This is a genomic window from Streptomyces sp. NPDC019531 (assembly GCF_044903305.1).
Classification (GTDB): Bacteria; Actinomycetota; Actinomycetes; order Streptomycetales; family Streptomycetaceae; genus Streptomyces.
In genome coordinates, this window is sequence record NZ_JBJDQL010000005.1 from 58,662 (window position 1) to 71,503 (window position 12,842).

Sequence of the window (12,842 nt, forward strand, 5' to 3'; positions counted from 1 at the left end):
GGGTTTCGATCACTTGCCGTCGGGCCAGCACTGCGGGTCGTTCTTGCACCAGATCGTCTTCGTGACGGTCACGGTGACGGTGGGTCCGGGCTGCTGGGGGTTGTTGACCGGCGGGGTGGGGGTCGCGTTGCAGTTCCCGAGTCCCTCCACGTGGAACCACTGCCTGCCGCCCACCGTGGCGGTCAGGTCCCCGCGCACACACGCCCCGCTGACGGTCCGGGTCACCTTGCCCTTGACGGTGATGTCCTGGCCGTCCTTCGTCTTCCCCTCGCAATTGACGGTGGCGACGGTGTTCACCGTGGAACTGGGCGTCTGGTCCCCGTTGTCGTAGGAGGCCGTGCAGGTCAGCCAACTCACGTCGGCCTTCTGCCGGTTCAGCTCCTTGGTGACCAGCTGGTCGGTGGTGTACGAGACGGTCGCCGAACTGACCACGCCGGTCGGATCGCAGGCGACGGCACCGCCGACGGCGATCACGGCAAGGGTCACTCCGCCCGCCACTCGTACTCCCCGCGGCCGACGCCAGATCTGTCTCAACGCCACCATGGAGGGCAGCCTGCCACTGTCCCGCCCGGGACGGTAGGGCGCATACGGACACTCGCGCGCCGGTCGGGCTACGGTGGGCGGATGCGTAAGTACCGTGCGGCGAGAAGGCTCGTCGTGGACGACCGCACCTACATATGGAGCTTCCGGCACAAGCACCGGGACGGCGACGTCTGCCGCGATGTGCTCAACCTGGTCCTCGACGGGGTCCGCACCCGGATCGTCTTCCGGCAGGGCGCGGGCCGGGGCATCTCCTGCTGCTACGCACACGACGGCTTTGTGGCGACCGGCCCCGGCAGGTCGCTCAACCTGAACGAGCCCGGTACCGTACGCCGTCTCGTCGACGAGGCGACCGAGCGCGGACTCCTGCCCGGAGCGGCCGAGTTGGACGGCTGGGACCTGTTCGACGCGGTGCTCAGCCGCGCAGCAGCAGCCACTCCTGCAACTCCACCAGGTTGCCCTCCGGGTCCCTGAGGTGGGCCACGCGCATACGGTCGGTCATGGGGGCGGGGCCGTGCAGCAGGGTGGCGCCGCGGGTGGTGATCTGCTCGCAGTAGGTGTCCAGGTCGTCGACGCGGAGCACCACCAGGGAGCGGTGGCCGGTGGCCGTGTCGCCCAGTTCGTTCAGGACCTCCGCCATCATCGAGCGGTCCTGGAGGGCGATGCCCGCCGCGCCGGTGGCGGGGCTGAACTTCTCGTACGGCCCGCCCGTCGCCCCCGACTGGGGCTTGAGGCCCAGCACTTCGGCGTAGAAGCGGTAGCAGGCGGCGAAGTCGGTGACGAGCAGGCGTACTTGGGCGAGTTCCACAGCCGTCCTTCCAGGGGTCAGGACCAGCGGCCGGTGCGGCCGAGGAGCAGGGCGGTCGCCGCGGTCCCCGCGGTCGAGGTCCGCAACACCGTGGGCCCGAGGACGTAGGCACGCGCACCCGCCTCCTCGAAGAGCGCCAACTCGTCCTTGGCGACGCCCCCTTCGGGACCGACGACCAGCACGATCTCACCCTCGGCGGGGAGTTCGGCGGTGGCCAGCGGCTCGCTGCCGCGCTCGAAGTCGGAGTGCAGTACCGCGGCGAAGTCGGCTTTGGCGAGAAGTGCCGCAACCTGTTTGGTCGTTGCCGCGTCCGCGATCTCCGGGAAGCGGACCCGGCGGGACTGCTTGCCGGCCTCGCGGGCGGTGGCCCGCCACTTGCCGAGCGCCTTCAGCCCCCGATCGCCCTTCCACTGGGTGATGCAGCGGGCGGCCTGCCAGGGCACCACGGCGTCAACGCCGACCTCGGTCATGGTCTCGACGGCGAGTTCGCCTCGGTCGCCTTTGGGGAGGGCCTGGACGACGGTGATACGGGGGGCGGGCTCGGGCTCCTCGGTGATCGAGCCCAGATGGACGACCAGCCGGTCCTTGCCCTCGCTGCGGATCACGTCGCACACCGCGTGGCGTCCGGCGCCGTCGGTGAGGACGACCTCCTCGCCGGGCTCCAGCCGCTTCACGGAGACCGCGTGGCGGCCCTCGGGGCCGTCCAGGACGTACTCGTGACGGTCGGAGTCGAAGTGCTCGACCACGAACACCGGCGCGGTCATCGCAGGCCTCCCTTGGTCGACAACGCTGTCTGAGCGTCCGCGAGTTCGGCTGCGAGGAACTCCACGAGCCGTCCCGCGGGCAGGTCGCGCGCCAGGCGGTGGCCCTGTCCGGCCCACAGCGCCATCCCCTGCGCGTCACCGGCCTTGGCGGCGGCCTTGCGGAGCGGGGAGGTGAGGTGGTGGACCTCGGGGTAGGCGGCGGGCGCGTACGGGCCGTGCTCGCGCAGGAAGCGGTTGACCAGGCCACGGGCGGGGCGGCCGGAGAATGCGCGGGTCAACTCGGTGTGGACGTAGAGCGGGTTGGTCAGTGCCTGCTTGTGCACGTCGTGGGCGCCGGACTCGTGGGTGGCGAGGAACGCCGTGCCGAGCTGGGCAGCGCTCGCACCGGCGGCGAGGACGGCGGCGATCTGGCTGCCGCGCATGATGCCGCCGGCGGCGACGACCGGGATGGTCACGGTCTCGCGGATCTGTGCGACCAGGGACAGCAGGCCGAGGCCGGAACCGTCCTGCTCGGGGATGTCCCGGTGGGTGCCCTGATGGCCGCCGGCCTCCACGCCCTGGGCGATGACGGCGTCGGCGCCCGCGTACTGGACGGCGAGGGCTTCCTCGGGAGTGGTCGCGGTGACCAGGGTGAGGGTTCCGGCGCGGCGCAGCGACTCCAGGGCGTCCCCGGTCGGGATGCCGAAGTGGAAGGAGACCACCGGCACGGGGTTGTCGAGCAGGACGGCGAGCTTGGCGTCGTAGCCGTCGTCACGTCCGCTGTCGGGGTCGCCGAGCTCCGTCTCGTACCAGGTGGCCTCGCCGGCCAGCTGGTGGGCGTAGACCTCCACAGCTGCCGGGTCGGCATACTCGGGCTGCGGCATGAAGAGGTTGACGCCGAAGGGCCGGCCGGTCAGCCCGCGCAGCTGCTTGATCTCCTGGTACACCCCGTCGGCCGTCTTGTACCCGGCGGCGAGGAACCCGAGCCCGCCCGCATCGGACACGGCGGCGGCGAGCCGCGGCACGGAGACGCCGCCCGCCATGGGGGCCTGCACGATCGGATGAGGGAAGAGATCGGTCAGTGCGGAGGACATGACGGCATGTTGTCACGTCCTCCGAACAAGTCCGAATCCGCCCTTCCCATGGCATAGGCCACGGGCACCCATGGTGAACTCGGCTCACGTGCGACCGTTGAACGCATCCTTCAACCGGGAGAACAGCCCTTGCTGCCCGGGCTGACAGTGCCTACCCGGGGGCCGACCCCCGGACCCCCGGCAGCCACCCCGCACCTCACGTACGACCGTTGAACGCATCCTTCAACCGCGAGAACAGCCCTTGCTGCCCGGGCTGGAACTGCCCAGTGGGCCGTTCCTCGCCCCGGAGCTTCGCCAGCTCGCGCAGGAGGCGTTCCTGCTCCGGGTCCAGCTTCGTCGGGGTCTGGACCTCGACGTGGACGATGAGGTCGCCCCGGCCGCCGCCGCGCAGGTGGGTGACGCCCCGGCTGTGCAGCGGGATCGACTGGCCGGACTGGGTACCGGGCCGAATGTCGACCTCCTCCATGCCGTCCAGCGTCTCCAGCGGCACCTTCGTGCCGAGCGACGCCGCCGTCATCGGGAGCGTGACCGTGCAGTGCAGATCGTCGCCGCGCCGCTGGAACTGCGAGTGCGGGAGTTCGTGGATCTCGACGTAGAGGTCACCGGCGGGACCGCCACCGGGACCGACCTCGCCCTCACCCGCGAGCTGGATCCGCGTGCCGTTGTCGACACCGGCCGGGATCTTGACCGTGAGCGTGCGGCGCGAGCGGACCCGGCCGTCGCCGGCACACTCCGGGCACGGGGTCGGGACCACGGTGCCGAAGCCCTGGCACTGCGGACACGGCCGCGAGGTCATGACCTGGCCCAGGAAGGACCGCGTCACCTGCGACACCTCACCGCGGCCGCGGCACATGTCACACGTCTGGGCGGAGGTCCCCGGCGCCGCACCCTCACCACTGCAGGTGGTGCAGACGATCGCCGTGTCGACCTGGATGTCCTTCGTCGTGCCGAAGGCCGCCTCGTCGAGCTCGATCTCCAGCCGGATCATCGCGTCCTGGCCGCGCCGGGTGCGCGAGCGCGGACCCCGCTGCGACGCCGTACCGAAGAACGCGTCCATGATGTCCGAGAAGTTCCCGAACCCACCGGCTCCGAAGCCGCCCGCGCCACCGCCGCCGGCCTGCGAGAGCGGGTCGCCGCCGAGGTCGTAGACCTGCTTCTTCTGCGGGTCCGACAACACCTCGTAAGCGGCGTTGATCTCCTTGAACCGCTCCTGGGTCTTCGGATCCGGGTTGACGTCCGGGTGCAGCTCGCGTGCGAGCCGACGGAACGCCTTCTTGATCTCATCCTGCGACGCGTCGCGGCGCACGCCGAGAACGGCGTAGTAGTCCGTGGCCACTTACGACTCCGCCAGGATCTGTCCGACGTACCGTGCCACTGCGCGTACCGCTCCCATCGTTCCCGGGTAATCCATGCGGGTCGGTCCGACCACGCCGAGCTTGGCGACTGCCTCGCCGCCCGAACCGTAGCCGACCGACACCACGGAAGTGGAGTTGAGTCCCTCGTAGGCGTTCTCATGACCAATACGTACGGTCATGCCCGAATCCCCGGCCTCACCAAGGAGTTTGAGGAGCACGACCTGCTCCTCAAGGGCCTCCAGGACGGGCCGGATGGTGAGGGGAAAGTCATGTCCGAAGCGGGTGAGATTGGCGGTGCCGCCGATCATCAACCGCTCCTCGTTCTCCTCGACGAGTGTCTCCAGGAGGGTGGAGAGCACTGTCGCGACCGTACCCCGATCCTCGACGTCGAACGCCTCGGGCAGGTCCTCGACCAGCCGGGGCACATCGGCGAACCGGCGCCCCGCGACCCGGCTGTTGAGCCGCGCCCGCAGATCGGCCAGCGAGGCCTCCCCGAAGGGCGCCGGGCAGTCGACCATGCGCTGCTCGACCCGGCCGGTGTCCGTGATCAGCACGAGCATCAGACGTGCGGGGGCGAGCGCGAGCAGTTCCACATGCCGCACGGTCGAGCGGGTAAGGGACGGGTACTGCACGACCGCGACCTGCCGGGTGAGCTGCGCGAGCAGCCGCACGGTCCGCGCCACGACGTCGTCGAGGTCGACCGCGCCGTCGAGGAAGTTCTGGATCGCGCGCCGCTCGGGCGCGGTCATCGGCTTGACGCCGGCGAGCTTGTCGACGAAGAGGCGGTACCCCTTGTCGGTCGGGATCCGCCCGGCGCTGGTGTGCGGCTGGGCGATGAACCCCTCGTCCTCCAGGGCCGCCATGTCGTTGCGCACGGTCGCCGGGGAGACTCCGAGGTTGTGCCGCTCGGTGAGGGCCTTCGAGCCGACCGGCTCCTCGGTGCCGACATAGTCCTGGACGATGGCGCGCAACACCTGGAGCCTGCGTTCACTCAGCATCGCGCACACCTCCAGAAAGTCGGTCCCTCGTCACCTCGCCTGGCACTCTGTCCGTCCGAGTGCCAGCGCTCCCCGGCCAGTGTACGGCGGTGGGGTACTCCCAGGGCAAGGCTGGTCCTGGCATGACGGGTTGTACGGCTAGCGTCGCGGTATGACGGTGACTTGGGAAGAGCTCGGGTGGGAGCGGGTCGCGACCGGGGTGGGGCGGTGTCGGCTGCCCGGCTGGGACTGCACGGCGGGCCTGGTGATCGGCGAGGGCACAGCCCTGATGATCGATTCCGGCTCCGGCCTCGCGGAGGGGGCGCTCCTGCGCACCCAGGCCGAGGAACTCGCCGGTCACCGTGTGACCCATCTCGCGCTCACCCACCCCCACTTCGACCATGCGTTCGGTGCGGCGGCGTTCGCGGGGGCGGAGGTGTTCGGCGCGGTGGGCGTGGAGACGGTGCTGGCGGGGCGGCTGGGCCGCGCGGAACTGCGGGCGGACGCGGTGCGCAACGGACTGGACCCCCGGCTCGCCGACGAGGCGGTGGACGCCCTCGTCTCCCCCCGGCATCAGGTCTCCGGCGAGTGGACGCTCGACCTGGGCGCCGGCCGGCAGGTCCTGCTGGCGAACGTCGGCCCCGGCCACACGGCCCACGATCTGGTGGTCCTCGTCCCCGGCTCCCCCGAGGTGGTCTTCTGCGGCGATCTGGTCGAGGAGTCCGGCGAACCGCAGGCGGGCCCGGACGCCGTACCGCCGCACTGGCCCGCCGCCCTGGACCGCCTCCTTGACCTGGGCGGCGAGGACGCACTGTACGTGCCCGGTCACGGAGCGGTGGTGGACGCGGCCTTCGTGCGGGCGCAGCGGGACGCGCTGGCCACGCGTTTCGGCGTGTCGTAGTGATCCCCGGCCCGCTTCTCTTATCGTCATCCGAATGCGCCAGTACTCCGCCGACCTGACCCCTCCGTGGAAGAAGCCCAAGCCGGTGCCGGAGGTGCCCGCCGAGCCCGGCCTGGTGGTCGAGGAGCCGGGCACGGGTTTCTGCGGCGCGGTGATCCGCTGCGAGGCGGGCACGGTGACCCTGGAGGACCGCTTCGGCAAGCACCGGGTGTTCCCTCTGGAGCCCCGCGGCTTCCTCCTGGAGGGCCGGGTGGTGACCCTGGTCAGACCTTCTGCGGCGGCTCCCGTACGACCCTCACGTACCGCCTCCGGATCGGTGGCCGTCCCCGGCGCCCGCGCGCGCGTGGCCCGCGCGGGCCGTATCTACGTCGAGGGCCGTCACGACGCGGAACTGGTGGAGAAGGTCTGGGGCGACGACCTGCGCATCGAGGGCGTGGTCGTGGAGTACCTGGAGGGCGTGGACGACCTCCCGTCGATCGTGGCCGAGTTCGCGCCGGGCCCCGACGCCCGCCTCGGCGTCCTGGTCGACCATCTCCTCCCCGGCACGAAGGAGTGGCGCATCGCCCAGGAGGTGACCAGCGAACACGCCCTGGTCGTCGGACACCCGTACATCGACATCTGGGAGGCGGTGAAGCCGTCGTCCCTGGGCATCGAGGCGTGGCCTCGGGTACCGCACGGCCAGGACTGGAAGACGGGCGTGTGCAAGGCGCTGGGCTGGCCGTCGGAGAACACGGGGGCAGTGTGGCAGGCGATCCTGAAGCGGGTGGGGTCCTACCGGGATCTGGAGCCGGAGCTGCTGGGGCGGGTGGAGGAGCTGATCGACTTTGTTACCGCAACGGCCAGCGGTGGGGCTTGACGTCTGGCAACGTGGCGAATCCGGTCGTGTCCAGTTCGAGTTCAAGAGCCGCCAGAGGCACCGGATCACCGAACTTCCAGACCTTCTGCCCGTTGTAGTCGGCCTTCTCGCCCTCGCCCTCGGGTTTCGTCAGAACGACGCACTGCCCCATGATCGGATCGACGATGAGGTACACAGGCACCCCGCCCGCGGCGTAGATCGATCGCTTCACGCCATAGTCACGGTCGACGCTGGTCTTGCAAACGACCTCAACGACCACGGTGATCAGCCTGGACGGCAGCAGCCGTCCCGAGGCAGGCAGCATCTCGGGCGTCACGACAACCAGGTCCGGAACGGGCTCACTTGCCTCGCTGACGATATCGACGTCCTGCGTCTGGAGGGCGTACCAGCGGTCGATCGGAATCTGCCTGCCCAGCAACATCACGATGATGTTGTGCACCAGGTCAGGGCTGGCCATCATGACGATTTCCCCCCGAAGAAGCTCCGCCTTGAGCCCGTCCGGGGGCTCGAACTCCTCGAAGAACTCGGCAACCCCGCGTTCGTCCACAGCGGTCATCTCCGTGGCCCTCCACATCCGCCGCGTACTTTTAGCGGCAGCCTACGAACCAGGTTAGGGACCGAACCGGCGTTCCGCACCGATTCACCCCGCCGAGTGATCAGTCCACCAGGTCCCTGACCACCGCGTCCGCCAGCAACCGCCCCCGAAGCGTCAGCACAGCCCGCCCCTCCTCATAGGGCCCGCCATCGAGCAGCCCCTCCGCCAGCGCCCGCCGCGAAGCCGCGAGCCCCTCCTCCCGCAGCAGCTCAAGAGGCGCTCCCTCCCGAAGCCGCAGCTCCAGCAGGATCCGCTCGACCCGCCGGTCCTCCTCCGAGAGCAGCTCGCGCCCGGCGCCCGGGGACCTGCCGGAGGCCAGCGCCGCCGCATACGCCCCGGGATGCTTCACGTTCCACCACCGCACCCCGCCCACGTGCGAGTGGGCCCCCGGCCCCGCGCCCCACCAGTCCGCGCCCCGCCAGTACAGCTCGTTGTGCAGACACCGGCCCGCCTGGGAAGTGGCCCAGTTCGACACCTCGTACCAGTCGAAGCCCGCCCCGGACAGCACCTCCTCCGCGATCAGATACCGGTCCGCGTGCACGTCGTCGTCGGTCATCGGCACCTCACCCCGGCGGATGCGACGGGCCAGCTGCGTGCCCTCCTCGACGATCAGCGCGTACGCCGACACGTGGTCCGGTCCGGCCCCGATCGCCGCCTCCAGGGACGCCCGCCAGTCGTCGTCGGACTCCCCGGGCGTGCCGTAGATCAGATCCAGGTTCACATGCGAGAACCCCGCCGCCCTGGCCTCCGCCACGCACGCCTCCGGCCGCCCCGGAGTGTGCGTGCGTTCCAGCACCTTCAGCACATGCTGCTTCGCGCTCTGCATCCCGAAGGACACCCGGTTGAAGCCGCCCTCCCGCAGCGCGGCCAGATACGCCGGATCCACCGACTCCGGGTTCGCCTCGGTCGTCACCTCCGCGTCCGCGGCCAGCCCGAACTCGTCACGGATCGCCCCCAGCATCCGTACGAGATCCCCGGCGGCCAGCAGCGTCGGCGTACCGCCACCGACGAACACCGTGCGGACCGGACGGGGGTCGTCGCCGAGGACCTTCCGCGCCAGGCGGATCTCGTCGATCAGCGTGTCCGCGTAGTTGTCACGGGAGGCCAGCACCCCGCCGGAGCCGCGCAGCTCGGTCGCCGTGTAGGTGTTGAAGTCGCAGTAGCCGCAGCGGGTCGCGCAGTACGGGACGTGCAGATAGAAGCCGAGGGGGCGGTCGGCGGCGCCGGCGAGCGCGGACGCGGGGAGCGAGCCGTCGTCGGGGACAGGTTCGCCGTCGGGGAGTGCGGAAGGCATGTCCTCCATTGTCCCGCACCCCGGCGGACCTCCGTCCCGTCGTCCGCCGACCCGCTGTTCATCCGACCCGCTGTTCCGCCTGCAGCACCAGCAGTGCCAGATCGTCCTCCGGAGGCCGCTCCCCGAACTCGTGCACCAGCCGTGTGATCCGCTCCGCGATCAGGTCGGCGTCCAGCCCCACGCAGCCCGCCAGCGCGTCCGCGAGCCCGTCCTCGTCGTCGAACTGACGGGAGCCGCTGCGCCGCTCGGTCACCCCGTCGGTGACGCACAGCAGACTGTCGCCGGGCCGCAGCTCGAAGGTCTCACTCGTGTACGTCTCGTCCTCGACGACCCCGAGCAGGGTCTGCGGGCGCGCGGCCGTACGGACCTCACCGCCCGCCCCGAGCAGCAGCGGCAACGGGTGTCCGGCGGAGGCGAGGGTGCAGCGCACTCCGCCGTCGAAGGGCGCGAGCTCGCCGTAGAGAAGGGACAGGAAGCGGGTCTGCGGGCCGTCGCCGGGGAGCATGGGGCGGCCGCCCGAGGAGGACAGCGCCCGCGCCGCCGCGTCCGCGGACTCCGTCGCGTCGTCGAGGAGCAGCTGGTTGAGGCGGTCGAGGACGTCGGCGACGCGGTAGCCCTCGCGGGCCAGCAGCCGGAGCCAGGGGCGGGCCAGTCCGATGACCACGGCGGCCTCGGGACCCTTGCCCTGGACGTCGCCGACGGCGAAGCACCAGCGGCCGTCGCCGGCCGGGAAGAGATCGTAGAAGTCGCCGCTGGGCCCGCCCTTGTCGCACGGCTCGTACACCAGGGCACTGCGCACCCCCGGGATCTCGGCGACCGCGCCGGGCAGCAGGCCGCGCTGGAGCACCGCGCTGATGGTGGCCTGGCGGGCGTACTGGCGGGCCGCTCCGATGGCGAGCGCCACCCGGCGGCTGAGGTCCTCGACGAGCCCGGTGATCTCGTCGGGGAAGGAGACCAGCCCGGCCCGGCCGATGACGAGGGTGCCCAGCGGGCGGCCGCCGACCGTGAGCCGGTAGGCGAGCGCGGAGCCGCGCGTGCCGTGCGGGCCGAGCGCCTCACCGGGCCAGGGGAACGGCTCGGGCCCGGGATGGTCCGGAGCGGACGGCCACGGCGGCTCCTTCTCCAGTACCCGGCGCAGCTCCTCGATCCGGCTCTCGGTGCCGTGCCACACGCGGGCCAGCCGGGGCCCGGGCAGCACGCCCTCGCCCCAGCCCGCCCCGCCTTCCGCCTCACCCGGGCGAGGGGACCCCCAGCGTCCGGCGACCTCGTCCTCCAGCCACACGGCGCACCAGTCGGCCAGCCGCGGCACGATCAGCTGGCCGGCGAGCGCGGCGACCAGGTTCTCGTCGAGCTGGCCGGCGAGCAGGTCGGAGGCCTCGGCGAGGAAGGACAGGGCGCCGCGGTTCAACCAGTCGCGGTCCTGCTCGGATCGGGATACGGGCGAGGGCGAGGGCGATGTCTCGGGCGGCGCCTGGGCGGGTGCCTCGGTGACGCGGAACCTCCGCTGGTGCGTGCGCTCTCCGGCGGCCCGCTGTTCCCGCTCCGGTACGCGCTTCCCGACGGTCCGCTCCTGCGCCCGCTCCCCGACGGCCCGCGGCTCCCGCTCCGGTGCGCGCTCCCCGACAGCACATGATTCCCGCTCCTGCGCGTGCTCCCCGGCGTACGCCTGGATGCCGTCGCGGGCCTCCTTCCCCCCGGCCGGCAGCCGCGCCCACACCGTCTTGGCGCCCGTACGGTAGGTGATGCCCCAGGACTCGGCGAGGGCGGCGACCAGGCGCAGCCCACGCCCGTACTCCGGTGTGCCGTACGACGGTTCGGGCCCGCCGCCGTTCCCGGCCTCGCTGGAACCGGGGGTACCCCAGCGCGGGGCGCGTGCGGGATGGTGGTCGAGGACCTCGACGACGAGGCCGCCGGTGCGCGCCTCCAGGCAGCAGCTCAGCTCGACGTCGGTGCCCGCGTGCACGACGGCGTTGGTGACGAGTTCGCTGACGACGACCACGGCGTCGTCGCCCTGCCGGTCGGTGAGGAACTCCGTTCCGGGCAGCGCGAGTTCGGCCCACTCGGCGAGCGCGGCCCGTACCAGGTCCCGGGCCGAGCCCGGCGCGAGCGGACTTCCTGAGAAGGTGGCGCGGGTCTGCGCCGGGACGTGCGGGAGGGCGCCGCCGCCGGGCACAGGCGCATCGGACGCACGGGCAACGGACTCCCGTCGCACATGAATGGCCCCCATGTCCGTCTCCCCGAGCAGTTCGGACGAATACACCTCGGTCGCTGCGGACAGAGTGACAGACTGGCTACGCCCATAAGCGCCGAGTTACCGAAGTGGGCCGCCATGAGAGAGAACAGTGGTACGCCTGTGCTCGAAGAAGGACAGAAAGAAGCCGGGATTCGAGCATCGGATCTGCGCCCTCTGCTGGCCGCGATGACCGCCGCCCGGGACGGCGACTTCGCGAAACTGCCGGAGGCCGGCGACGGGATCGTGGCCGAACTGACGGCCGTCTTCAACCAGCTGGTGGATCGCAACCTCCACTTCACCGGCGAGGTCAACCGGGTGAAGCGGGAGCTGGTGCGCCTCGGCCGACTCGACGAGCGGCTCTCCCCCAGCCCGGGGCAGGGCTCGTGGACCTCCCGGGTCAACGACGTGAACCAGCTGCTCGACGCCCTGGTGGCCCCGGCCGCCAACGCGACCCGGGTCCTGGACGCGGTGGCCGGCGGCGATCTCACCCAGCGGGTCGATCTGCACGACGGCAACCGCCAGCTGCGCGGTGATCTACGGCGTCTGGGGCGGGCCGTGAACAAGATGGTCGACCAGCTCTCCCTGTTCACCGGCGAGGTGACCCGGGTGGCCCGTGAGGTCGGCACCGAGGGGCGGCTCGGCGGGCGGGCCAAGGTGACGGGTCTGTCCGGCAGTTGGCGGGATGTCACCGAGGCGGTCAACACCATGGCGTCCCGGCTGACCGCCCAGGTGCGTGACATCGCCCTGGTGACGACGGCGGTGGCCCGCGGTGATCTGACCCGCACGGTCACCGTCGAGGCGACCGGTGAGCTGCTCGAACTGAAGCTCACCGTGAACACGATGGTCGACCAGCTCTCCGCGTTCGCCGACGAGGTGACGAGGGTCGCCCGCGAGGTCGGCACCGAGGGGCAGTTGGGCGGCCGGGCCCAGGTGCGAGGCGTGAGCGGCGTCTGGAAGGACCTCACCGACAACGTCAACTTCATGGCATCGAACCTGACCTCACAGGTGCGGAACATCGCGCAGGTGACGACGGCCGTGGCGAACGGCGATCTGAGCCAGAAGATCACCGTGGACGCGAAGGGCGAGATCCTGGAGCTCAAGTCGACGATCAACACGATGGTCGACCAGCTGTCCGCCTTCGCCGACGAGGTCACCCGCGTGGCCCGCGAGGTCGGCACCGAGGGAAACCTCGGCGGCCGGGCCCAGGTGCGAGGGGTGTCCGGCGTCTGGAAGGACCTCACCGACAACGTCAACTTCATGGCGGACAACCTCACTTCGCAGGTCCGCAACATCGCGCTGGTGTCGACGGCGGTGGCCCAGGGCGATCTCGGCAAGAAGATCACGGTCGAGGCGAAGGGCGAGATCCTGGAGCTCAAGTCGACGATCAACACGATGGTCGACCAGCTGTCCGCCTTCGCCGACGAGGTCACCCGCGTGGCCCGCGAG

13 protein-coding genes are annotated in these 12,842 nt (G+C 71.1%); 4 read left to right on the forward strand and 9 right to left on the reverse strand.

What is annotated here, in order from left to right:
• Window positions 1-9: 9 nt before the first annotated feature.
• The gene (locus ACI2L1_RS08255) at window positions 10-543 is read right to left on the reverse strand and encodes a hypothetical protein (protein ID WP_404738507.1); all 534 of its coding nucleotides are present in this window, start codon (window positions 541-543) and stop codon (window positions 10-12) included.
• Window positions 544-624: 81 nt separating this feature from the next.
• Here ACI2L1_RS08255 and ACI2L1_RS08260 point away from each other — a divergent pair, with 81 nt between their 5' ends.
• Window positions 625-1,014: a hypothetical protein gene (locus ACI2L1_RS08260; protein WP_404738508.1), complete on the forward strand. Its 390-nt coding sequence runs from the start codon at window positions 625-627 to the stop codon at window positions 1,012-1,014.
• Here ACI2L1_RS08260 and ACI2L1_RS08265 read toward each other — a convergent pair.
• The 5 genes from ACI2L1_RS08265 to hrcA all read right to left on the reverse strand — a co-directional run bounded on the left by ACI2L1_RS08265 (window position 956) and on the right by hrcA (window position 5,538).
• Complete coding sequence (locus tag ACI2L1_RS08265; protein ID WP_404738509.1) at window positions 956-1,348, reverse strand: VOC family protein; 393 nt, start codon at window positions 1,346-1,348, stop codon at window positions 956-958. The genes ACI2L1_RS08260 and ACI2L1_RS08265 overlap by 59 nt on opposite strands.
• 17 nt (window positions 1,349-1,365) lie before the next feature.
• Window positions 1,366-2,112 (reverse strand): 16S rRNA (uracil(1498)-N(3))-methyltransferase, encoded by a 747-nt coding sequence (locus ACI2L1_RS08270; protein WP_404738510.1) that lies wholly within the window; start codon window positions 2,110-2,112, stop codon window positions 1,366-1,368.
• A complete protein-coding gene (locus ACI2L1_RS08275; RefSeq protein ID WP_404738511.1) occupies window positions 2,109-3,185 on the reverse strand; it encodes a nitronate monooxygenase in 1,077 nt (358 codons plus the stop codon). The genes ACI2L1_RS08270 and ACI2L1_RS08275 overlap by 4 nt, the downstream gene beginning before the upstream one ends.
• Before the next feature lie 196 nt (window positions 3,186-3,381).
• Window positions 3,382-4,521 carry a molecular chaperone DnaJ gene (gene dnaJ / locus ACI2L1_RS08280; RefSeq protein ID WP_007381949.1) on the reverse strand — a complete coding sequence of 380 codons (1,140 nt, stop codon included), beginning with the start codon at window positions 4,519-4,521 and terminating at the stop codon, window positions 3,382-3,384.
• On the reverse strand, window positions 4,522-5,538 hold the full coding sequence (gene hrcA / locus ACI2L1_RS08285) for a heat-inducible transcriptional repressor HrcA (protein WP_404738512.1): 1,017 nt from the start codon (window positions 5,536-5,538) through the stop codon (window positions 4,522-4,524).
• Between the two features lie 151 nt (window positions 5,539-5,689).
• Here hrcA and ACI2L1_RS08290 point away from each other — a divergent pair, with 151 nt between their 5' ends.
• Both ACI2L1_RS08290 and ACI2L1_RS08295 read left to right on the forward strand, forming a co-directional pair.
• The gene (locus ACI2L1_RS08290) at window positions 5,690-6,418 is read left to right on the forward strand and encodes an MBL fold metallo-hydrolase (protein WP_404738513.1); all 729 of its coding nucleotides are present in this window, start codon (window positions 5,690-5,692) and stop codon (window positions 6,416-6,418) included.
• A gap of 34 nt (window positions 6,419-6,452) precedes the next feature.
• Window positions 6,453-7,274, forward strand: a complete 822-nt coding sequence (locus ACI2L1_RS08295) for a DUF3097 domain-containing protein (protein ID WP_404738514.1) — start codon at window positions 6,453-6,455, stop codon at window positions 7,272-7,274.
• Here ACI2L1_RS08295 and ACI2L1_RS08300 read toward each other — a convergent pair.
• The 3 genes from ACI2L1_RS08300 to ACI2L1_RS08310 form a co-directional block, all read right to left on the reverse strand.
• Window positions 7,246-7,830 (reverse strand): Uma2 family endonuclease, encoded by a 585-nt coding sequence (locus ACI2L1_RS08300; protein ID WP_404738515.1) that lies wholly within the window; start codon window positions 7,828-7,830, stop codon window positions 7,246-7,248. The two genes, ACI2L1_RS08295 and ACI2L1_RS08300, sit on opposite strands and share 29 nt — an antisense overlap.
• Before the next feature lie 100 nt (window positions 7,831-7,930).
• The gene (gene hemW / locus ACI2L1_RS08305; protein ID WP_404738516.1) at window positions 7,931-9,163 is read right to left on the reverse strand and encodes a radical SAM family heme chaperone HemW; all 1,233 of its coding nucleotides are present in this window, start codon (window positions 9,161-9,163) and stop codon (window positions 7,931-7,933) included.
• Window positions 9,164-9,221: 58 nt separating this feature from the next.
• The gene (locus tag ACI2L1_RS08310) at window positions 9,222-11,390 is read right to left on the reverse strand and encodes a SpoIIE family protein phosphatase (RefSeq protein ID WP_404738517.1); all 2,169 of its coding nucleotides are present in this window, start codon (window positions 11,388-11,390) and stop codon (window positions 9,222-9,224) included.
• A gap of 102 nt (window positions 11,391-11,492) precedes the next feature.
• Between ACI2L1_RS08310 and ACI2L1_RS08315 the strand changes: the two genes are divergently transcribed.
• Window positions 11,493-12,842: HAMP domain-containing protein (locus tag ACI2L1_RS08315; RefSeq protein WP_404738518.1), on the forward strand; the 1,350-nt coding region annotated here is incomplete at its 3' end.